This window comes from Kitasatospora sp. MY 5-36 (genome assembly GCF_001182915.1).
In the GTDB taxonomy this organism is placed as follows: Bacteria; Actinomycetota; Actinomycetes; order Streptomycetales; family Streptomycetaceae; genus Kitasatospora.
Genome location: NZ_LFVW01000154.1, coordinates 1 through 21,048, shown reverse-complemented (window position 1 = coordinate 21,048; position 21,048 = coordinate 1). Strand labels below are relative to the sequence as shown.

The 21,048-nt window shown below is 72.2% G+C and carries 19 protein-coding genes; 16 read left to right on the top strand and 3 right to left on the bottom strand.

The window, feature by feature from the left end; translation table 11 throughout:
• The 16 genes from AE652_RS11710 to AE652_RS11640 all read left to right on the top strand — a co-directional run.
• Window positions 1-326: Trp biosynthesis-associated membrane protein (locus AE652_RS11710; RefSeq protein WP_049651219.1), on the top strand; the 326-nt coding region annotated here is incomplete at its 5' end.
• 156 nt (window positions 327-482) lie between these two features.
• On the top strand, window positions 483-746 hold the full coding sequence (locus AE652_RS11705) for an HGxxPAAW family protein (protein WP_049651218.1): 264 nt from the start codon (window positions 483-485) through the stop codon (window positions 744-746).
• A 110-nt stretch (window positions 747-856) separates the two neighbouring features.
• Window positions 857-1,306, top strand: coding sequence for a DUF2752 domain-containing protein (locus tag AE652_RS11700; RefSeq protein ID WP_049651217.1), 450 nt, complete (start codon window positions 857-859; stop codon window positions 1,304-1,306).
• A gap of 341 nt (window positions 1,307-1,647) precedes the next feature.
• A complete protein-coding gene (trpC, locus tag AE652_RS11695) occupies window positions 1,648-2,454 on the top strand; it encodes an indole-3-glycerol phosphate synthase TrpC (RefSeq protein WP_049651216.1) in 807 nt (268 codons plus the stop codon).
• Between the two features lie 10 nt (window positions 2,455-2,464).
• On the top strand, window positions 2,465-2,614 hold the full coding sequence (trpM, locus tag AE652_RS49485; protein WP_188296911.1) for a tryptophan biosynthesis modulator TrpM: 150 nt from the start codon (window positions 2,465-2,467) through the stop codon (window positions 2,612-2,614).
• 53 nt (window positions 2,615-2,667) lie between these two features.
• Window positions 2,668-3,936 carry a tryptophan synthase subunit beta gene (gene trpB / locus AE652_RS11690; protein WP_049651215.1) on the top strand — a complete coding sequence of 423 codons (1,269 nt, stop codon included), beginning with the start codon at window positions 2,668-2,670 and terminating at the stop codon, window positions 3,934-3,936.
• Between the two features lie 2 nt (window positions 3,937-3,938).
• A complete protein-coding gene (gene trpA / locus AE652_RS11685; RefSeq protein WP_049651221.1) occupies window positions 3,939-4,748 on the top strand; it encodes a tryptophan synthase subunit alpha in 810 nt (269 codons plus the stop codon).
• Between the two features lie 260 nt (window positions 4,749-5,008).
• Window positions 5,009-5,212, top strand: coding sequence for a hypothetical protein (locus AE652_RS11680; RefSeq protein ID WP_049651214.1), 204 nt, complete (start codon window positions 5,009-5,011; stop codon window positions 5,210-5,212).
• A 128-nt stretch (window positions 5,213-5,340) separates the two neighbouring features.
• Complete coding sequence (locus AE652_RS11675; protein ID WP_053112044.1) at window positions 5,341-5,850, top strand: MauE/DoxX family redox-associated membrane protein; 510 nt, start codon at window positions 5,341-5,343, stop codon at window positions 5,848-5,850.
• 51 nt (window positions 5,851-5,901) lie between these two features.
• Window positions 5,902-6,765: a thioredoxin domain-containing protein gene (locus AE652_RS11670; protein WP_049651213.1), complete on the top strand. Its 864-nt coding sequence runs from the start codon at window positions 5,902-5,904 to the stop codon at window positions 6,763-6,765.
• 118 nt (window positions 6,766-6,883) lie between these two features.
• Window positions 6,884-7,954, top strand: a complete 1,071-nt coding sequence (gene lgt, locus AE652_RS11665) for a prolipoprotein diacylglyceryl transferase (RefSeq protein ID WP_049651212.1) — start codon at window positions 6,884-6,886, stop codon at window positions 7,952-7,954.
• 159 nt (window positions 7,955-8,113) lie between these two features.
• Entirely contained in the window at window positions 8,114-8,839 is a 726-nt protein-coding gene (locus tag AE652_RS11660; RefSeq protein ID WP_107086421.1) for a VIT1/CCC1 transporter family protein, read from the top strand.
• 416 nt (window positions 8,840-9,255) lie between these two features.
• A complete protein-coding gene (gene gltB / locus AE652_RS11655; RefSeq protein WP_199823077.1) occupies window positions 9,256-13,857 on the top strand; it encodes a glutamate synthase large subunit in 4,602 nt (1,533 codons plus the stop codon).
• A complete protein-coding gene (locus AE652_RS11650) occupies window positions 13,850-15,310 on the top strand; it encodes a glutamate synthase subunit beta (RefSeq protein ID WP_049651209.1) in 1,461 nt (486 codons plus the stop codon). The genes gltB and AE652_RS11650 overlap by 8 nt, the downstream gene beginning before the upstream one ends.
• Before the next feature lie 324 nt (window positions 15,311-15,634).
• On the top strand, window positions 15,635-16,501 hold the full coding sequence (locus AE652_RS11645) for a helix-turn-helix transcriptional regulator (protein WP_049651208.1): 867 nt from the start codon (window positions 15,635-15,637) through the stop codon (window positions 16,499-16,501).
• Between the two features lie 50 nt (window positions 16,502-16,551).
• Window positions 16,552-18,009 (top strand): aldehyde dehydrogenase family protein, encoded by a 1,458-nt coding sequence (locus AE652_RS11640; RefSeq protein WP_049651207.1) that lies wholly within the window; start codon window positions 16,552-16,554, stop codon window positions 18,007-18,009.
• 55 nt (window positions 18,010-18,064) lie between these two features.
• Here the strand turns inward: AE652_RS11640 and AE652_RS11635 are convergent, their stop codons facing one another.
• From AE652_RS11635 to AE652_RS11625, 3 genes are all read right to left on the bottom strand, one after another.
• Window positions 18,065-18,634, bottom strand: coding sequence for a Uma2 family endonuclease (locus AE652_RS11635; protein WP_049651206.1), 570 nt, complete (start codon window positions 18,632-18,634; stop codon window positions 18,065-18,067).
• A gap of 76 nt (window positions 18,635-18,710) precedes the next feature.
• Window positions 18,711-20,546 carry a bifunctional UDP-sugar hydrolase/5'-nucleotidase gene (locus AE652_RS11630; protein ID WP_049651205.1) on the bottom strand — a complete coding sequence of 612 codons (1,836 nt, stop codon included), beginning with the start codon at window positions 20,544-20,546 and terminating at the stop codon, window positions 18,711-18,713.
• A gap of 267 nt (window positions 20,547-20,813) precedes the next feature.
• The coding region (locus AE652_RS11625; protein WP_049651204.1) for a hypothetical protein at window positions 20,814-21,048 on the bottom strand (235 nt) is incomplete at its 5' end.

Sequence of the window (21,048 nt, the reverse complement as noted above, 5' to 3'; positions counted from 1 at the left end):
TGACCCTGCTGGCCGGGCTCGGCGCGGCCGCCGCCTCGGTGGCCGGGGCCGGCGACACCGCCGCGCTGGACGCCGAGGCCGCCCGCAAGCTGGCGCTGACCGGTTCGGCGGCCACCGAGGTCTCGCACACCGCCTGGCCCTGGGTCGCGCTGGTCGGCGGGGTCCTGCTGGCCCTGGCCGGACTGCTCACCCTGCGCTACGGCCGGGGCTGGCCGGCCATGGGCAGCCGCTACGAGGCGCCGACCCGCAAGGCCCCGGCGCGGACCGAGACGCCGGGCGACCTGTGGAAGGCCCTGGACCGGGGCGAGGACCCGACCGCGGTGTGAGCCGCGCGCATGTGACGCGGCCCGCGCGCATGTGACGCGATAGACCCGCCACCCGCTTTGGGCCGTCGGTGTGTGGCCCGGCACAATGGAACCCGTCAACCCGCCGGCGGCCCCGCAGGCCCGGCCGGGCCCCGAGAGCCAAGGAGCACCACTCAGATGGCAGCAGCAGCACACGGCCACACCACCGCCGCCTGGACCGGCGTCGTCATCTCCTTCGTCGGCTTCGGCGTCGCGGGCGTCGCCATGATCCTGCCGTCGGTTCTGCTCGTCTGGGTCGGCCTGGCGGTCATCCTGGCCGGCGGCGTGGTCGGCAAGGCCATGTCCCTCGCGGGCATGGGCAAGCAGCCCAGCGCCAACGTCTACAAGTCGGCCGAGGAGCAGCTCGCGGCCCGTGAGGCCCGCGCCGCCGTCGCCGCCTGACGACGGGCTCGTCGCACCACACGACCACACGTTTGTCGTACATCGGAACGGCGGGCGCGCCACGCCCGCCGTTTCGTCGTGTCCGGGCCCGACCCGGGCAGAATCGGGGCGTGAACGCCGCCCCCACCGCTTCCACCGCCTCCGCCCCGCCGCCCGTGCGGCGCCGGCTGAGCCCGCCGCTGACCGCGCTGGCGGCGGTGGCCGTCCCCGCCGCGTACGTCGCCGTGGTGGACCCGAACACCCCCGGGCACTACCCCGAGTGCCCGTTCCTGACCGCCACCGGCTGGTGGTGCCCCGGCTGCGGGGGGCTGCGCTGCGTCCACGCGCTGAGCCACGGGGACCTCACCGGCGCCCTGCACGACAACGCCGTCGTGGTCCTGCTGTTCGGCGTGCTGGCGGTGCTGTGGCTGCGCTGGGGCTGGGCCGCGCTGACCGGCGGGCCGCCGCCCAGGATCACCGTCGGGGGCCGGCGGTGGGCGCTGATCGCCCTGCTGGTGCTGGTGTTCACAGTGGTGCGCAACTCGGGGGTCGGTGCCGGGCTGGCGCCGCCGCTGGTCTGACCGGGCCGCGCGACCGCCGCGTCCCGGCTGCCGTACCGCGGCCCCTGACCGTGGTCCTCGATCGCGCGGCCGCCGCTTCCCGTACGCCCTGACGCCACGTCCCGGCCACCGGTCGCGGCCGGCTCGGAGAGCGTCCGAAAACCGGTGCGAAGACCGTCCGAAAACCGGTGCACGCCCGGTGAAGCCGCAGCTGGGGACCGCCGGAGCGGGAGTCCGGTCCGCGAGACGCGGTTCGAACCGGTGCGCCCCCCGCCCCCGGGTGCCGATACCATCGAAGAGTCGGTGGGCTGTCGCCCGCCGGCTCGCGCCGGCCAACTGGCAGAAAAGATGGGGGCTCCTGAGTGAGTGTGCTCGACTCGATCATCGAAGGGGTCCGCGAGGACCTCGCCGAGCGGCAGGCCCGGGTCTCCCTGGACGAGCTCAAGGCGCTGGCCGCCAAGGCTCCGGAGGCCAAGGACGGCGTCGCCGCCCTCCGGGGCGACGGGGTCCGGGTGATCTGCGAGGTGAAGCGCTCCAGCCCGTCCAAGGGCGCCCTGGCCTCGATCGCCGATCCGGCCGCCCTGGCGGTGGACTACGCGGCCGGCGGTGCCGCCGCGATCAGCGTGCTGACCGAGCAGCGCCGCTTCGGCGGTTCGCTGGCCGACCTGGACGCCGTCCGCGCCGCGGTGGACACCCCGCTGCTGCGCAAGGACTTCATCGTCACCGCCTACCAGCTGTGGGAGGCCCGTGCGCACGGCGCCGACCTCGCGCTGCTGATCGTCGCGGCCCTCGACCAGCCGGCCCTGGTGTCGCTGATCGAGCGCGCCGAGTCGATCGGCCTCACCCCGCTGGTCGAGGTGCACGACGAGGAGGAGATCAAGCGCGCGGTGGACGCCGGCGCCCGGATCATCGGCGTCAACGCCCGCAACCTGAAGACGCTCGAGGTGGACCGCAACACCTTCGAGAACGTCGCCCACGCCATCCCGGACGGCATCGTCAAGATCGCCGAGTCCGGTGTGCGCGGCCCGCTGGACGTGATCAACTACGCCAACCTCGGCGCCGACGCGGTGCTGGTCGGCGAGTCGCTGGTGACCGGCAAGGACCCGCGCGCCGCGGTCGCCGACCTGGTCGCCGCCGGGGCCCACCCCGCCGTCCGGCACAAGGACTGACCCCCACCCCATGAAGATCGCCGCCCGACTCGCCCCCGGTTGCCGCCCGCGCGGCTGCCGCGCGCCCGCACGCCGGGTGCTGGGGCGTCGGGTGCGGTACGTCATCGGGTGCGAGCCCGGGCAGGTGCCGGGACGGCGATGGCGCGTGACGTCCGGCTGAAGCCCAGCCGGGAAGACGTCGTTGTCGTCCATCTCCGTTCAAGGGAAACCACCATGTCCGAAAAGGACTACCTGCCCGGCGCCCAGGTGCCGGACGCGCGCGGCTACTTCGGCGCGTACGGCGGCCGCTTCATCCCCGAGGCGCTGGTCGCCGCGGTCGAGCAGGTCGCCGAGGAGTACGAGAAGGCCAAGACCGACCCGGCCTTCACCGCCGAGCTCGACGCGCTGCTCAAGGACTACACCGGGCGCCCGAGCCCGCTGACCGACGTGCACCGCTTCTCCGCCGAGGCGGGCGGCGCGCGCATCCTGCTCAAGCGCGAGGACCTCAACCACACCGGCTCGCACAAGATCAACAACGTGCTGGGCCAGGCGCTGCTCACCAAGCGGATGGGCAAGACCCGGATCATCGCCGAGACCGGCGCCGGCCAGCACGGCGTGGCCACCGCGACCGCCTGCGCGCTGTTCGGCTTCGACTGCACCATCTACATGGGCGAGGTCGACACCCAGCGCCAGGCGCTCAACGTCGCCCGGATGCGGATGCTCGGCGCCGAGGTGGTGGCCGTCAAGTCCGGCAGCCGGACGCTCAAGGACGCCATCAACGAGGCGTTCCGGGACTGGGTCGCCAACGTCGACTCCACCCACTACCTGTTCGGCACCGTCGCCGGGCCGCACCCCTTCCCGATGATGGTCCGGGACTTCCACCGGGTCATCGGCGTCGAGGCGCGGCAGCAGGTGCTCGACCGGACCGGCCGGCTGCCCGACGCCGTCGTGGCCTGCGTCGGCGGCGGCTCCAACGCGATGGGGATCTTCCACGAGTTCATCCCGGACGCCGGGGTGCGGCTGATCGGCTGCGAGGCGGCCGGCGAGGGCGCCGAGACGCCCCGGCACGCGGCCACCCTCACCAAGGGGGACCCGGGCGTGCTGCACGGCTCCCGGACGTACGTCCTCCAGGACGAGGACGGGCAGACCATCGAGTCGCACTCGATCTCGGCCGGGCTGGACTACCCGGGCGTCGGGCCGGAGCACGCCTGGCTGAAGGACACCGGGCGCGCCGAGTACCGTCCGGTCACCGACGACGCCGCGATGCAGGCGTTGCGGCTGCTGTCCCGCACCGAGGGGATCATCCCGGCCATCGAGAGCGCCCACGCGCTCGCCGGGGCGCTGGAGCTGGGGCGCGAGCTCGGGCCGGAGGCGACCATCCTGGTCTCGCTGTCGGGACGCGGGGACAAGGACATGCACACCGCGGCCGAGTACTTCGGGCTGTACGACGAGCCGGGGGCCGGGTCCGCCGGGTCGGCCGACTCCGCCGAGGGGGGTAAGTGATCATGGCTTCCAAGCTGAGCGACATCCTGGCCGCGGCCAAGGCCGAGGACCGGGCCGCGCTGATCGGGTACCTGCCGGCCGGGTTCCCGACCGTGGACGGCGGCATCCGGGCGGTCAACGCGCTGATCGAGGGCGGCTGCGACGTGGTCGAGGTCGGGCTGCCGCACTCCGACCCGGTGCTGGACGGCGCCGTCATCCAGACCGCCGACGACATCGCGCTGCGGGGCGGCGTGCGGATCAAGGACGTGCTGCGCACCGTCCAGGAGGCCGCCTCCGCGCACCCCGCGGCGGCGGTGCTGGTGATGACGTACTGGAACCCGGTCGACCGCTACGGGGTGGCGCGGTTCGCCGCCGACCTGGCGGCCGCGGGCGGGGCCGGCTGCATCCTGCCGGACCTGCCGGTGGAGGAGTCCGAGGAGTGGCGCAAGGCGGCGGACGAGCACGGTCTGGACACCGTGTTCGTGGTCGCCCCCAGCAGCAAGGACGCGCGGCTGGCGGAGGTCACGGCGGCGGGCAGCGGGTTCGTGTACGCGGCCGCGGTGATGGGCGTGACCGGGACGCGGTCGGCCGTCGGCTCGATGGCCGAGGACCTGGTCGCCCGGACCCGGGCCACCACCGACCTGCCGGTCTGCGTCGGGCTCGGGGTCTCGGACGCGGTGCAGGCGGCGGAGGTCGCCCGGTTCGCGGACGGGGTCATCGTGGGGTCGGCGTTCGTGAAGCGGATCCTGGCCGCGGGCGAGGACGAGGAAGCGGCGCTGGACGCGGTGCGGGCCCTGGCCGGGGAGCTGGCCTCGGGCGTGCGGCGGAGCTGACGCGCGGTAGGACCATCAGGCCGGCGGCCCTCCACTCCTCGGGAGTGGGGGGCCGCCGGTCTTTCGTGGGTGTGTTTCCGGGGCCGCGCTCCTGAGGGGCGCGGCCCCGGGCGCGCGGCATTTGCCGTGCGCGCCGACCGGAGTGCGGACCCGAACGGGTGAACAAGGGGTGGGGACACGCATCAGGCGGGGTTGGCGGACGTTGAGTGGAGGGAGGAGTGCACGAACGGTTGCCGGGGCGAGCGGGAAGGGGTGAGCCGGTGCGGAGTGTCCAGCGGGCCGTCCTGCTGCGGGCGGCGGCGGCCGTGGTGGTGCTCGTCGGCGCGGTCGGGGTGCATGTCGAGGTGGGCCACGCGTTGGCGAAGCGGGGTGCCGAGCGGGCGGAGCGGGAGGCGGTGGCGTGCGCGGAGGCCGCCCGGCACCCCGACCTGTTCGAGGCGGGGTGGTTGGCGGGGTGCCGCTGACGCTCGGGTGTTCGGACTGTTCGGACGGAACGTCACTCATCCGGCGTCATTCCCGCCCGCGGAGAAACCCCCCTCCGCCCCCGACGGTTCCTCAGGGAGTGAACGAGTTTCCCGAGGGGGGTTCCCTGATGACCGCGCAGCCCGGTGGCTCCGCGCCCACGCCGACGGCGGGGCGGCCGGTGCCGGCCTGGAGCGAGTGGCTCGGCACGGTCGTCCGGCTCGGCCTCGCGGTGGTCTGGGGGTGGGCCGGGCTGGCGAAGATCTCCGACCCGGCGGAGGCCGCGCAGGCCGTCCGGGCCTACGAGATCCTCCCCGAGGGCCTGGTCAAGCCGATCGGCTACGGCCTGCCGTTCCTGGAGCTGGCGCTGGCCCTGCTGCTGGTGGTGGGCCTCGGCGTCCGGCTGGTGGCCGGGGTCTCCGCGCTCCTGCTGCTGGCCTTCATCGCCGGGATCGCCTCCGCCTGGGCGCGCGGCATCTCGATCGACTGCGGCTGCTTCGGCGGCGGCGGGCACGTCGACGCGTCCCAGACGGAGTACCTCCAGGAGATCCTGCGCGACACCGGGTTCCTGCTGCTGGCCGGGTGGCTGCTGTGGCGGCCCCGCACCCGGCTGTCGGCGGACGGCTGGCTGGCGAGCTGACCCCCACATCCCTGCACCCCGACGAAGGCCCCGACCGTGGATGTCAACGCAATGAGCGAGAAGAACCGAGAAGGCAAGCGCACCGCCCGTGAGCGGATGCTGGAGCAGCGGGCGGCCGACGAGGCCTCCTCCCGGCGCAAGAAGAAGCTGATCGTGGGCGGCTCCGTGCTCGCGGTGATCGCCGCCGCGGTGATCGTCGGCGTCGTGGTGCAGAACCAGCGCTCCAAGCCGGAGACGCCGGTCGCCGCCCCGGCCGGGACGATCGGCGACAAGAACCTGGTCATCCCGGTCGGCGCCGACAACGCGCCCTCCGTCCTCACCGTCTACGAGGACCCGCGCTGTCCCGCCTGCGGCACCTTCGAGCGCGAGTTCTCGTCGACCATCGACCAGCTGGAGGACGCCGGGAAGATCTACACGAACTACCACATCGTGTCGTTCATCGACCGGGCCGTGGCGGGCAAGGGCTCCCGGAACGGCGCCAACGCGCTGGGCTGCGCCCAGGACGCCGGGCACTTCCGGGACTTCCACGACGTGCTGTACCGCAACCAGCCGGACGAGACCAACGACGCCTTCGGCGACAAGGCCGTGCTGCTCGGCCTGGCCAAGCAGGTCAACGGCCTGGACACGCCCGCGTTCCAGTCCTGCGTCAAGGACAGCAGGTTCGGCGGCTGGGTGTCCGCGGTGCAGCAGGACTTCGACAAGTCCAGCTTCAAGTCCACGCCGACGGTGCTGCTCAACGGCCAGCCGGTCTACCCGAAGAACGGCAGCGAGGAGATCACCCCGGCGACCCGGGCGAAGTGGGTGGACGCCGCGAACCAGGGCAAGCAGCTGGGCACGGCGGGTTCGCACGGGCAGACCCCGGCGCCGACCGGCACCGCCTCGGAGGCCAACAACCCGTCGCCGACGGCCGGCTGAGCCCGCCGGGCCGCGCCGCCCCTCCCCGTCCGGAGGCGGCGGCGCGGCCCGTTGTTCGGTTTCTGTGACCCCAAGGGTGTCCGAGCGGGCCTTCGGACCCTGTAGCGTCGGAACTGCCATGGATATCGCCTACATTCCCAGCCCGTCGCGGGGCGTCCTGTACCTCGGACCGATCCCGCTGCGCGCCTATGCCTTCTGCATCATCCTCGGTGTCGTCGTGGCCGTCTGGCTCGGCAGCAAGCGCTGGGTCGCCCGGGGCGGTGCCAAGCACACCGTCGGCGACATCGCCGTGTGGGCCGTGCCGTTCGGCCTGGTCGGCGGCCGCCTCTACCACGTGATCACCGACGGCGGCCGCCTGTACTTCGCCGAGGGGAAGAACCCCTGGGACGCCCTCAAGATCTGGGAGGGCGGCCTCGGCATCTGGGGCGCGGTCGCGCTGGGCGCGGTCGGTGCCTGGATCGGCGCCCGCCGCCGGGGCGTGCCGCTGCCCGCGTACGCCGACGCCATCGCGCCGGGCATCGCCCTCGCCCAGGCGCTGGGCCGCTGGGGCAACTACTTCAACCAGGAGCTGTACGGCCGGTCGACCACCCTGCCGTGGGGCCTGGAGATCGACAAGACGCTGCCCAACGGCGAGGTCGTGAAGGGCGTCTACCAGCCGACCTTCCTGTACGAGTCGCTGTGGTGCGTCGGTGTCGCGCTGCTGGTGATCTGGGCGGACCGCCGCTTCACGCTGGGCCACGGCCGGGCGTTCGCGCTGTACGTGGCCGCGTACACGGTGGGCCGGTTCTGGATCGAGTGGCTGCGGATCGACGACGCGCACGTCTACTTCGGCCTGCGGCTGAACGACTGGGTGTCCATCGCGGTGTTCGTGGGCGCGGTGGCGTACTTCGTGATCGTGGGCAGGAAGCGGCCCGGGCGGGAGGACCCGGCGAGCATCGATCCGGCCGCGCAGGAGGAGCGGGACGCCGCGGCGGAGGCCGCCGCGACGGGCGGTGCCGCGACGGAGGCCGCCCGGGGCGAGGGCAAGGGCGGCAAGAAGGCCGAGAAGGCCGGGAAGGCCGAGGAGAAGGCCGACGGCAAGGCCGAGGAAAAGGCCGACGGGAAGCCGGTTCTGCGGAAGCCGGCCGGGCCCGTGGACGGGAAGCCGGCCGCCGAGACGGCCGGCGAGGACGTCAAGAACCCGATCTGACCTGGGAGTTCCCCCGGCTGAGGCCACCCTTCGCGAGGCTCGCGAAGGGTGGCCTCAGTGGTGTTCGGACAGCCTTACTTTGCTGGAAATGCCCAGGTCAGACGGGCTACGTTCAGGGCTGACGAACGACGACGGAGGGGAACGACGATGAGTGCGACCATGATGGAGGCCGACGCCGGGCACCAGCCCCGGATACCCGCGGCGGACCACCACCGGGACGTCAACGGCGGCTGGCTGCGGCCGGCCGTGTTCGGCGCGGTGGACGGGCTGGTGTCCAACTTCGCGCTGATGACCGGCGTGGTCGGCGGGGCGGCGTCCAACGGGACGGTGATCCTGACCGGGCTGGCGGGCCTGGCGGCTGGCGCCTGCTCGATGGCGGCGGGGGAGTACACCTCGGTGGCCTCGCAGCGGGAGCTGGTGCAGGCCGAGATCGAGGCCGAGCGGCTGGAGCTGAGCCGCAACCCGCACGGGGAGCTGGCCGAGCTGGCCCAGCTGTACGTCTCGCGCGGGGTGGACCCGGAGCTGGCCCACGAGGTGGCCCGGCAGCTGTCCGCGGACCCGGAGCTGGCCCTGGAGGTGCACGCCCGGGAGGAGCTGGGCGTCGACCCGACCGACCTGCCCTCGCCGCTGGTGGCGGCCGGCTCGTCGTTCCTGTGCTTCGCGCCCGGTGCGCTGCTGCCGCTGCTGCCGTACCTGCTGGGGGCGACCGCGCTGCTGCCGGCGATGCTGCTGGCGGGGGCCGGGCTGTTCCTGTGCGGCGCGGTGGTGGCCCGGGTGACGGCGCGCAGCTGGTGGTTCAGCGGGCTGCGGCAGCTGGTGCTGGGCGGCGCGGCGGCCGGGGTGACCTACCTGCTCGGGTGGCTGATCGGCGGCCATCTGGGGTGACCATGGCGTGCATGGTTATGCTGGTGAGTGGGTGACGTTTCACACATGGGCCTCGGGCGGCGCCTGGCAGTGTCTCACCATCCGGGCCTCCGAGCCGCGGATTCGCATCCGCGGACGGGCTCCCGGGATGGATTCCCAGGCGTCCATGATGGGCTTCTGTGGCGGCCCGGTTTCGCCCCTGTTTCAGGCGGTGGACGGTTGGGCACAATCGTCGGGACGTGCACTGTGGCACGTCCTCTCACACGCCCCCTGACCTGCGCGCCGTCCCGCCATGTGGACGGGATATTCCGCTTCTCGGGATCGTGGGCATCATGTAACTCGCACGACACCGCACCATCGCATCAGGGCCAACGTCGTCCCTCCTTGCACCACCTTGCCGAAAGACGACGACGGGAGAGCCGATGCTGTCTGCATCCATGCACTCCGCCAACGAGCCCCAGGCCGGCGCCGCCCGCCAGCCGTACGCGCTCGTGCCGGATGCGCGACCTGCTGCCCAGGGCCTGTACGACCCGCGGAACGAGCACGACGCCTGTGGCGTCGGTTTCGTCGCCACGCTGACGGGCATCGCCGACCACACCATCGTCGAGCAGGCGCTGAACGTCCTGCGCAACCTGGAGCACCGCGGCGCCACCGGCGCCGAGCCGGACTCCGGCGACGGCGCCGGCATCCTGACCCAGGTCCCGGACGCCTTCCTGCGCGGGAAGGTCCCCTTCGAGCTCCCGGCGGCCGGCTCCTACGCCGTCGGCATCGCCTTCCTCCCCGAGGACGACGACAAGGACGCCGCCGCCGTCGCGCGGATCGAGGCCATCGCCGCCGAGGAGGGCACGACCGTCCTCGGCTGGCGCGACGTCCCCGTCACCCCGGACCTGCTCGGCGCCACCGCGCGCAGCGTGATGCCGCGGTTCCGGCAGCTCTTCCTGGCGAAGGACGGAACGGCCGGCATCGAGCTCGACCGGACCGCCTTCGTGGTCCGCAAGCGGGCCGAGCGCGAGGCCGGGGTGTACTTCCCGTCGCTGTCCGCGCGCACCATCGTCTACAAGGGCATGCTGACCACCGGCCAGCTGGAGCCCTTCTTCCCCGACCTGTCGGACCGCGGCTACGCGTCCGCGATCGGCCTGGTGCACTCGCGGTTCTCCACCAACACCTTCCCGAGCTGGCCGCTCGCCCACCCGTACCGCTTCGTCGCGCACAACGGCGAGATCAACACGGTCAAGGGCAACCGCAACTGGATGCACGCCCGGGAGTCGCAGCTCGCGACCGACCTCATCCCCGCCAACAGCAAGGGCCAGGGCCTGGAGCGGATCTTCCCGATCTGCACGCCGGAGCACTCCGACTCCGCCTCCTTCGACGAGGTCCTGGAGCTGCTCCACCTCGGCGGCCGCTCGCTGCCGCACTCGGTGCTGATGATGATCCCGGAGGCGTGGGAGAACCACGCCACCATGAGCCCGGACCGCCGCGCCTTCTACCAGTACCACTCCAACCTGATGGAGCCCTGGGACGGCCCGGCCTGCGTCACCTTCACCGACGGCAACCAGATCGGCGCCGTGCTCGACCGCAACGGCCTGCGCCCGGCCCGGTACTGGATCACCGAGGACGGCCTGGTCGTCCTCTCCTCCGAGGTCGGCGTCCTCGACATCGAGCAGGAGAAGGTCGTCCGGAAGGGCCGCCTCCAGCCCGGCCGGATGTTCCTGGTGGACACCGCCGAGGGCCGGATCGTCCCGGACGAGGAGGTCAAGTCCGCCCTCGCCGCCGAGCACCCCTACCAGGAGTGGGTCGACGGCGGGCAGATCCAGCTCGCCAAGCTGCCCGAGCGCGAGCACATCTTCCACACCCACGCCTCCGTCACCCGCCGCCAGCAGACCTTCGGCTACACCGAGGAGGAGCTGCGGGTCATCCTCGCGCCGATGGCGCGCACCGGCGCCGAGGCGCTCGGCTCGATGGGCACCGACTCGCCGATCGCCGCGCTGAGCGAGAAGCCGCGCCTGCTGTTCGACTACTTCGTGCAGCTCTTCGCGCAGGTCACCAACCCGCCGCTGGACGCCATCCGCGAGGAGCTCGTCACCTCGCTGCTCTCCAACCTCGGCCCGGAGGGCAACCTGCTGGCCGCCGAGGCCGCGTCCTGCCGCTCGGTCGGGATCACCTTCCCCGTGATCGACAACGACGAGCTCGCCAAGCTCGTCCACATCAACGTCGACGGCGACCAGCCCGGCCTGAAGGCCGTCACGCTCTCCGGCCTCTACAAGGTCGCCTCCGGCGGCGAGGGCCTGGCCTCCCGGCTCGCCGAGATCGCCGCCGAGGCCGACGCGGCGATCGCCGACGGCGCCCGGATCGTCGTGCTCTCCGACCGGCACTCCGACGCCGAGCACGCGCCGATCCCCTCGCTGCTGCTCACCTCGGCCGTGCACCACCACCTGATCCGCACCAAGCAGCGCACCCGGGTGTCGCTGCTGGTCGAGGCGGGCGACGTCCGCGAGGTGCACCACGTCGCGCTGCTGATCGGCTACGGCGCCGGGGCGGTCAACCCGTACCTGGCGATGGAGTCCGTCGAGGACCTGGTCGCCCAGGGGGTGTTCATCGAGGGCGTCGAGCCCGAGAAGGCGATCCGCAACCTGATCAAGGCGCTCGGCAAGGGCGTGCTCAAGGTCATGTCCAAGATGGGCATCTCGACCGTCGCCTCCTACCGCGGCGCCCAGGTCTTCGAGGCCATCGGCCTCTCCCAGGGCCTCGTCGACGGCTACTTCTCCGGCACCACCACCAAGCTCGGCGGCATCGGCCTGGAGGAGATCGCCCGCGAGACCGCCGCCCGGCACGCCAAGGCGTACCCGGCCTCCGGCATCCCGGCCGCGCACCGCGCGCTGGAGATCGGCGGCGAGTACCAGTGGCGCCGCGAGGGCGAGCCGCACCTGTTCGACCCGGACACCGTCTTCCGCCTCCAGCACGCCACCCGCAACCGCCGGTACGACATCTTCAAGCAGTACACGGACCGGGTGAACGAGCAGTCCGAGCGGCTGATGACGCTGCGCGGCCTGTTCCGGCTGAACGGCCTGGAGCGGGAGCCGATCCCGGTCGAGGAGGTCGAGCCGGTCTCCGCGATCGTCCGGCGCTTCTCCACCGGCGCCATGTCGTACGGCTCGATCTCCCGCGAGGCGCACGAGACCCTGGCCATCGCGATGAACCGCCTCGGCGGCAAGTCCAACACCGGCGAGGGCGGCGAGGACCCGGACCGCCTGTACGACCCGGAGCGCCGCTCGGCGATCAAGCAGGTCGCCTCCGGCCGGTTCGGCGTCACCTCCGAGTACCTCGTCAACGCCGACGACATCCAGATCAAGATGGCCCAGGGCGCCAAGCCCGGCGAGGGCGGCCAGCTGCCCGGCCACAAGGTCTACCCGTGGGTCGCCAGGACCCGGCACTCCACCCCGGGCGTCGGCCTGATCTCGCCGCCGCCGCACCACGACATCTACTCGATCGAGGACCTGGCGCAGCTGATCCACGACCTCAAGAACGCCAACCCGGCGGCCCGCATCCACGTGAAGCTGGTCTCCGAGGTCGGCGTCGGCACGGTCGCGGCCGGCGTGTCCAAGGCGCACGCCGACGTCGTCCTGGTCTCCGGGCACGACGGCGGGACGGGCGCCTCGCCGCTCACCTCGCTGAAGCACGCGGGCGGTCCCTGGGAGCTCGGCCTCGCCGAGACCCAGCAGACCCTGCTGCTGAACGGGCTGCGCGACCGCATCGTCGTCCAGACCGACGGCCAGCTGAAGACCGGCCGCGACGTGGTCATCGCCGCGCTGCTCGGCGCCGAGGAGTTCGGCTTCGCGACCGCCCCGCTGGTGGTCTCCGGCTGCATCATGATGCGGGTCTGCCACCTGGACACCTGCCCGGTCGGCGTCGCCACCCAGAACCCGGTGCTGCGCGAGCGGTTCTCCGGCAAGCCCGAGTTCGTGGTCAACTTCTTCGAGTTCATCGCCGAGGAGGTCCGGGAGATCCTGGCCTCGCTGGGCTTCCGCTCGATCGAGGAGGCCGTCGGCCGCGCCGAGCACATCGACGCCCGGGCCGCGATCGACCACTGGAAGGCCGCCGGGCTGGACCTCGCCCCGCTGTTCCACGTGCCGGCGCTGCCCGAGGGGGCCGCCCGCCACCGCACCACCACCCAGGACCACGCGCTGGACAAGGCCCTGGACAACCAGCTGATCACCCTCGCCGAGGACGCGCTGGAGCGCGGCGAGACCGTCCGGATCCAGCTGCCGATCCGCAACGTCAACCGCACCGTCGGCACCATGCTCGGCCACGAGGTGACCAAGCGGTACCGGGGCGAGGGCCTGCCGGAGGGGACCATCGACGTCACCTTCACCGGCTCCGCCGGGCAGTCCTTCGGCGCGTTCCTGCCGCGCGGCGTGACCCTGCGGCTGGAGGGCGACGCCAACGACTACGTCGGCAAGGGCCTCTCCGGCGGCGTGGTGATCGTCCGCCCGGCCCGCGAGGCGGCCGCCATCGGCAACGACGCGCAGAACCACGTCATCGCCGGCAACACCATCGGCTACGGCGCCACCGCGGGCCGCGTCCACCTGCGCGGCAAGGCCGGCGAGCGCTTCGCCGTCCGCAACTCCGGGGCCACCCTGGTGGTCGAGGGCGTCGGCGACCACGGCCTGGAGTACATGACCGGCGGCCGGGTCGTCGTCCTCGGCGAGACCGGGCGCAACCTCGCGGCGGGCATGTCCGGCGGCATCGCGTACGTCCTGGACCTGCGCCCCGCGAACGTCAACGACGGCATGGTGGGCATCGAGGCCCCCACCGCCACCGACCGCGACTGGCTGCGCGAGACCGTGCAGCAGCACTACGAGGAGACCGGCTCCACCGTCGCCGCCGAACTCCTGGCGGACTGGGGCAGCGGGGTCTCCCGCTTCTCCAAGATCATGCCGACCGACTACAAGGCAGTGCTCGCCGCCAAGGACGCCGCTGAGCGCGATGGCCTCTCCGAGGCCGAGACCACTCGCAAGATGATGGAGGCGGCTAATGGCTGACCCCAAGGGCTTCCTGACCACGCCCAAGCAGCTGGCCGAGCGCCGCCCCGTGGACGTCCGTCTGCGGGACTGGAACGAGGTCTACGTCGAGCGCAGCCTCCTGCCGATCATCACCAAGCAGGCCGGCCGCTGCATGGACTGCGGCATCCCGTTCTGCCACAACGGCTGCCCGCTCGGGAACCTCATCCCCGAGTGGAACGACCTGGCCTACCGGGACGACTTCGTCGGCGCGATCGAGCGGCTGCACGCCACCAACAACTTCCCGGAGTTCACCGGCCGCCTGTGCCCGGCCCCGTGCGAGTCCGCGTGCGTCCTCGGCATCAACCAGGACGCGGTGACCATCAAGAACGTCGAGGTCACCATCATCGACAAGGCCTGGGACCGCGGCGGGGTCACCCCGCAGGTCCCGGAGCGGCTCTCCGGCAAGACCGTCGCCGTCGTCGGCTCCGGCCCGGCCGGCCTCGCCGCCGCCCAGCAGCTCACCCGCGCCGGGCACACCGTCGTCGTGTACGAGCGGGCCGACCGGATCGGCGGACTGCTGCGCTACGGCATCCCCGAGTTCAAGATGGAGAAGCGCCACATCAACCGCCGCATCGAGCAGATGCGGGCGGAGGGCACCCGGTTCCGCACCGGCGTGCACGTCGGCGAGGACATCACCGGGCAGCAGCTGCGCGAGCGCTTCGACGCCGTGGTCGTCGCGGCCGGCGCCACCACCGCCCGCGACCTGCCGGTGCCCGGGCGCGAGCTCAAGGGCGTCCACCAGGCCATGGAGTACCTGCCGCTGGCCAACAAGGTGCAGGAGGGCGACTTCGTGGAGTCCCCGATCAGCGCCAAGGGCAAGCACGTGGTCGTGATCGGCGGCGGCGACACCGGCGCGGACTGCGTCGGCACCGCCCACCGGCAGGGGGCGGCCTCCGTCACCCAGCTGGAGATCATGCCGCGGCCCGGCGAGGACCGGCCCGGGCACCAGCCGTGGCCGACCATGCCGATGACGTACAAGGTCACCTCCGCGCACGAGGAGGGCGGCGAGCGGATCTACTCGGTCAGCACCACCCACTTCAGCGGCGACGAGGACGGCAACGTCCAGGAGCTGCACCTCGTCGAGGTCGAGTTCAGGGACGGCCGCTTCGAGCAGGTCCCCGGCACCGAGCGGGCCATCCCGGCCCAGCTGGTCACCCTGGCCATGGGCTTCACCGGGACGGACGTGCGCAACGGGCTGGTCGAGCAGCTGGGAGCGGACCTCGACGCGCGCGGTAACATTGCCCGCGATGGCCGGTTCGCCACCAATGTCGATGGCGTGTACGTCTGCGGAGACGCCGGCCGTGGCCAGTCGCTGATCGTCTGGGCCATCGCGGAAGGCCGCTCGGCCGCCGCGGCGGTGGACAAGTACCTCGGCGGCAAGACCCCGCTTCCCGCGCCGATCCGGCCCACCGACCGCCCCCTGGTGGTCTGACGGGCCCCGGACGCTCCGACCGGCCCACCCCGAACCCCCGGCGCCGCATCGCCGGGAGCTCAACCCGCTGCCCCCGTCAGAGTCGCCGGGCCAACGCGGTCTCCTGGCGCCTGCCCTCTTCCCCGACCAGTTGGAGGGCGGGCGCCGTCGCGTACCCGCACGGAGGCCCCTGAGCCCTCCCCGGGCCGCGGCAACTCTCGGACAAACGGCCGGAGTTGTTCGGCGCCCGGCGGGTTCCGGGACAGTGGGCTGTTGTTCGTCGGTGCCAGGTGGCAGACTGCGGCCGACGGCCGGGGGGCTGGGCGAGCGCGGAGGATGACGTCGATGGGCACGACTCAGGCAGGCGGGGGCGCCACGGTACGGCGCCTGCTGCTCGGTACCCAGCTGCGCAAGCTCCGCGAGGCCAGAGGCGTCAGCCGGGAGGAGGCCGGGTACTCGATCCGGGCCTCCGAGTCCAAGATCAGCCGCATGGAGCTCGGCCGGGTCGGCTTCAAGGAGCGCGACGTCGCCGACCTGCTCACCCTGTACGGGGTCGAGGTCGAACAGGAGCGGGCCACCGTCCTCGGACTGCTGCGCGACGCCAACGCCAGCTCCTGGTGGCACGAGTACGGGGACGTCCTGCCCGGCTGGTTCCAGAACTACCTGGGACTGGAGGAGGCCGCGGCCGAGATCCGCAGCTACGAGGTCCAGTTCGTCCACGGGCTGCTCCAGACCGCCGACTACGCCCGGGCCGTGGTCACCGCCGGCTGCCACGCCACCGGGCCGGAGGAGATCGAGCGCCGGGTCGACGTACGGCTCAAGCGGCAGGCGGTGCTGACCGGCGAGCGGGCGCCGCGGCTGGTCGCGGTACTGGACGAGGCCGCGCTGCGCCGGCCCTGGGGCGGCGCGGAGCTGATGCGCGGCCAGCTGGACCGGCTGCTGGAGCTGAGCGAACTGCCCAATGTCCGGCTCCAGGTGCTGCCGCTGGGCAACGCCGGGCTGAGCGCCGAGAGCGGCGCGTTCACCGTCCTGGGCTTCGCCGAGGCCGAACTGTCGGACGTGGTGTACCTGGAGCAGTTCACCACCGCGCTCTACCTCGACAAGCCCGCCGAGGTGGCCGAGTACCGGCACGCGATGGACGACCTGGTCGCCGACAGCCTGAGCCCGGCACTGACCCGCGACCTGCTCCATTCCGTGCGCCAGGAACTGTAATACGTCAGTACGATGATCCCCCATCAGGTCGGGTGCATGAGAGGGATCAGATGTCGTACTTCTCCGAGTTGGCCCTGCAGTACATCGATGGCGAATGGCGCAGCGGCAGCGGCTCCTGGGACATCGTCGACGTCGACCCCTACACCGGCGACAAGCTCGCCACCATCACCGTCGCCACCGTCGCCGAGGTCGACCTGGCCTACCGCGCCGCCGAGCGCGCCCAGAAGCAGTGGGCCGCCACCAACCCCTACCAGCGGCGGCTGGTCTTCGAGCGCGCGCTGCGGCTGCTGGAGGAGCGCGAGCCGGAGATCGTCCAGGCGGTCATGGCGGAACTCGGCGGCACCGCGCTGAAGGCGGGCTTCGAACTGTCGCTGGTCAAGGACGTGCTGCGGGAGTGCCTGCACCTGTCGGTGGCCCCCGAGGGCCGGCTGCTGACCTCGCCCGCCCAGGGCCGGGAGAACCGCCTCTACCGGCTGCCGGTCGGCGTGGTCGGCGTGATCAGCCCGTTCAACTTCCCGCTGTTCCTGGCGCTCAAGGCCGTCGCCCCGGCGCTCGCGCTCGGCAACGGCGTCGTCCTCAAGCCGCACCAGGAGACCCCGGTGGTCGGCGGCGGGCTGATCGCCAAGCTCTTCGAGGACGCGGGGCTCCCGCCCGGCCTGCTGAACGTGGTGATCACCGACATCGCCGAGATCGGCGACAGCTTCCTGGAGCACCCGGTGCCCAAGGTGATCTCCTTCACCGGCTCCGACAAGGTCGGCCGGCACGTCGCCACCGTCGCCGCCGGGCACTTCAAGCGCACCGTCCTGGAACTCGGCGGCAACAGCGCGCTGATCGTCCTGGACGACGCCGACGTGGACCACGCCGTCGACGCCGCGGTGTTCAGCCGCTTCGTCCACCAGGGACAGGTCTGCATGGCCGCCAACCGGGTGCTGGTGGACCGGTCCGTCGAGGCCGAGTTCACCGAGAAGTTCGTCGCCAAGGTCGCCTCGCTCACCGTCGGCGACCCGCGGGACCCGGCCACCCACATCGGCCCGCTGATCAACCCCGTCCAGGCCGACGGCCTGCGCGCCCAGGTCGACCAGGCCGTCGCGGCCGGCGCCACCGCGCTGCTGCGCGGCGACACGGTCGGCAGCCTGATGGAGCCGGTGGTCCTCACCGGCCTGGCCGAGGACGCGCCGATCCTGCGGACCGAACTCTTCGGCCCGGTCGTCCTGCTGGTGCCCTTCGACGGCGAGGACGAGGCCGTCCGGCTCGCCAACGCCACGCCCTTCGGCCTCAGCGGCGCGGTGCACACCGGGAACACCGAGCGCGGCGTGAAGCTCGCCCAGCGGATCGAGACCGGCATGATCCACGTCAACGGCGGCACCATAGCCGACGAGCCGGGCGTGCCCTTCGGCGGCGAGAAGAACTCCGGCGTCGGCCGCCTCAACGGCGAGTCCACGGTGGACGCCTTCACCACCCTGAAGTGGATCTCCGTCCAGCACGAGCGCGCGGTCTTCCCCTTCTGACCGGGGGTTCGGACGCGAGGGCCTCCCGGCGGCAGCCGCCGGGAGGCCCGTGGTGTCAGGCGGGGTAGCGGAGCAGGGCGTCGGTGGCGAGCTCGAAGCCGAAGGGGGCCGGGAGCGGGACCGGGTCGCCGAACTTGCCGTTCCAGCGCCAGCGGTAGCCGCTGTCGGACGGCTCGGCGTAGAGCGTCAGGTCGCCCTCGCGCGGGTCGATCAGCAGGTACAGCGGGATGGCCATCAGTGGGTAGTCGCGGACCTTGCCGACCAGGTCGTTCTCCGGGTTCGACGGGGAGACGATCTCCACCGCGATGGCCGCCTGCTCGGCGGGGACCTGGTTGCCGCCCTCCTCCAGCGCCGAGAGGGGGATGTAGGTCAGGTCGGGGTTGCGGAGCTTGCCGACGTTCGGGGAGGCGAGGTCGGTGTTCTCGCTCGGCATCGTTTCGGCGGGGCGGTGGGCGTCGAACTGCTCGCGGACGAGCAGCAGGTTGCGCTGGTGGATCACCGAGGGGCCGGCCATCATGATGATCTCGTCGCCGGAGATCTCGATCTTCCACCCGGCCGGAGGCGTCAGGCTCTCCGCGTAGGCCAGCAGCCTCGCGTGGCGCTCGGGGATCTGGAACTCGCTCATGGCGCCATTCTTCCACCGGACAGGCCGAAAGGCCGTCGCCGGACGGGGCGACGGCCTTTCGCTCGGGGAGTGCGGATCAGAAGACCGGCTGGCCGGCGCGGACCAGGCGCCAGGAGTCGGTGAAGAAGTCGGCGGGGTCGATGACGCCCTTGGCCTTCACCCAGGCGATCATGGTGTTGCGGATCTCGTCGGAGTTCGACCAGACCATCTTGGCCTTGGCGACGTGCGGGAAGTTGCCGCCGCCGTTGGCACGGTAGTTGTTGACGGCCAGGACGAACTCCGCGGCCGGGTCGATCGGCTTGCCCTGGAAGGACAGGTTGACGATCCGCGAGCCCTTCGGCTGGGCGATGTCGATGTCGTAGCTCAGGCCGTAGAGCGAGTCGTAGTTGTAGTCCGGGGTGGCCTCGGCGCCGGTCAGCTTGTCCTTGTCGACCGGGGCGCCCGGGGCGAGCTGGTTGTAGTACTTGACCGAGTACTCCAGGTAGTCCTTGAGCTGGGCGCCCGTCAGGATGCGGGCCTCCAGGGTGTTCTCGTAGATGTAGAGGCCCGCGGCGTCGCGCAGCTTCACCTGGCCGGACGGGATCAGGGCGGTGCGGTTGAACGGGGCGGCCTGGGCCAGCACCGGGAGGTTGGCGTACTGCCCGCCCGCCAGCGCGGCCTTGACGGCGTCGGCCTGGACCCGGCCGATCAGGTCGATGATCGGGGTGGCCTTGAAGGGGGCGTCGGCGATCGACAGCGCGATCTTGCTGGTGCCGATGTTCTGGTTGACGTACGCGACGACCTTCTTGTGCTGCCCGGCGATCGCGTCGGTGATCTCCGGGTTCTCCGGCACGGTGTTGGAGTTCAGCAGCCGGGAGGAGACCGAGGCGACCTTCCAGGCGCCGCCGGTGAACTCGACCTCGAAGTCGAAGCAGGTCAGCCGCTGGCCGTAGCAGAGCGGCTCGGAGAGGACGACCGTGCGGCCGGTCTTCTTGTTGACGACCAGGCGCTGCGGGACCTCCTTGTGGGCGTGGCCCACCAGCACCGCGTCGATGTCCGGGACGGTCTCCGCCAGCGCGACCGAGACGTTCTCGGCCCACGGCAGCTGGTCGCCCCAGGTGGTCGCCTCGTCGCAGCCGGAGTGCGCCGAGACCACGATGACGTCCGCGCCCGCGGCCTTCATCTTCGGCACCCAGGTGGCGGCGGTCTCCACGATGCCCGGGAAGACCATCTTGCCGCTGACGTTGGCCTTGTCCCAGATCGCGATGCCCGGGTTGGTCAGGCCGAGGATGCCGACCCGCACCGGACGGCCGCCGCCCAGGCGCAGCTCCTTGATCACGTACGGCTTGAAGGCCGGCTTCTCGTTCTTCGCGTTCAGCGCGTTGGCGCCCAGCAGCGGGAACTCCAGCTGCTCCTCGTAGGCCTTCAGGAGCGGGATGCCGTAGTTGAACTCGTGGTTGCCGAGCGCGGCGGCGTCGTACTCCATGAGGTTCATGGCGACGGCCATCGGGTGGTCCGGCACGGTGTTGGCCTCGGTGTCGATCGACTCGATCCGGGCGTAGTAGTAGGACAGCTGGGTGCCCTGGATGGTGTCGCCGGAGTCGATCAGCAGGCAGCGGTCCCAGCCCTTCTCCTCGCGCACCTGGTTGGCCAGCGTGGAGATCTTGGCGAGGCCGACCGCGTTGTGGGCCTTGTCGGTGTACTCGGCGTCGGTGAAGTAGTCCCAGTTGAGCACCCGGCCGTGCAGGTCGGTGGTGCCCATGACGGTGAAGGCCTGCGTGCGCGGCTTGCGCTGCTGGCCCTTGGCGGCCGCCGCGTCCGGCTGGGCGGCCGCGGCGGAGGGGGCGGCGGCCAGGGCGGCACCGCCGGCCAGGGCTGCGCCGGCGGCGGTGGCGGCGGACCGGGTGACGAAGTCACGGCGGTTCAGGGTCATGGACGACTCTCCCGAGTGGGACGACGGCGGATGGACCGTCAACTGGTGTTCGTGAACAAAAGTGTGCGTGCACGCGTCGACGCGCGTAGAGGGACGCGCGTAGAAGTGTGCCGTGCGAGCCGGGGTGCTGAATAGCCCCCTGACCTGTCCAGGAGGTGAGATCTTGGCGACTCGTTCGTGACGGGCGTGGGGGAGACGTGGGGTGGTACGGAGGTGCGGAGGCCTGAGGGGCGGAGGTGCGAAGGGCGCGGGCCGGCCGACGCCCGGTCAGGCCAGCTCGCCCGCCAACCGGTCGACCTCGCGGCCCAGCTGGACCGCCGGGTCCGGATCGTCCGGCCCCGCCCAGGGCTGCCAGGTCCGCGCCCGCAGGTAGCCGGCCACCGCGACCGGCAGCCGGTCCCGGACGATCCGCTCCGCCACCGGGCCCGGGCCGGCCGCGCGCAGCGCCGCCAGCAGGCCGTCCACCCCGGCGGAGGGCGGCAGCGGCACGGTGTCCAGGTAG

Coding starts and splice junctions, on each gene's coding strand:
- AE652_RS11705 (WP_049651218.1), top strand. CDS start 483: ATGGCAGCAGCAGCACACGGCCACACCACCGCCGCCTGGACCGGCGTC.
- trpM (WP_188296911.1), top strand. CDS start 2,465: ATGAAGATCGCCGCCCGACTCGCCCCCGGTTGCCGCCCGCGCGGCTGC.
- trpB (WP_049651215.1), top strand. CDS start 2,668: ATGTCCGAAAAGGACTACCTGCCCGGCGCCCAGGTGCCGGACGCGCGC.
- trpA (WP_049651221.1), top strand. CDS start 3,939: ATGGCTTCCAAGCTGAGCGACATCCTGGCCGCGGCCAAGGCCGAGGAC.
- AE652_RS11675 (WP_053112044.1), top strand. CDS start 5,341: ATGACCGCGCAGCCCGGTGGCTCCGCGCCCACGCCGACGGCGGGGCGG.
- AE652_RS11670 (WP_049651213.1), top strand. CDS start 5,902: ATGAGCGAGAAGAACCGAGAAGGCAAGCGCACCGCCCGTGAGCGGATG.
- lgt (WP_049651212.1), top strand. CDS start 6,884: ATGGATATCGCCTACATTCCCAGCCCGTCGCGGGGCGTCCTGTACCTC.
- AE652_RS11660 (WP_107086421.1), top strand. CDS start 8,114: ATGATGGAGGCCGACGCCGGGCACCAGCCCCGGATACCCGCGGCGGAC.
- gltB (WP_199823077.1), top strand. CDS start 9,256: ATGCACTCCGCCAACGAGCCCCAGGCCGGCGCCGCCCGCCAGCCGTAC.
- AE652_RS11650 (WP_049651209.1), top strand. CDS start 13,850: ATGGCTGACCCCAAGGGCTTCCTGACCACGCCCAAGCAGCTGGCCGAG.
- AE652_RS11645 (WP_049651208.1), top strand. CDS start 15,635: ATGGGCACGACTCAGGCAGGCGGGGGCGCCACGGTACGGCGCCTGCTG.
- AE652_RS11640 (WP_049651207.1), top strand. CDS start 16,552: ATGTCGTACTTCTCCGAGTTGGCCCTGCAGTACATCGATGGCGAATGG.
- AE652_RS11635 (WP_049651206.1), bottom strand. CDS start 18,634: ATGAGCGAGTTCCAGATCCCCGAGCGCCACGCGAGGCTGCTGGCCTAC.
- AE652_RS11630 (WP_049651205.1), bottom strand. CDS start 20,546: ATGACCCTGAACCGCCGTGACTTCGTCACCCGGTCCGCCGCCACCGCC.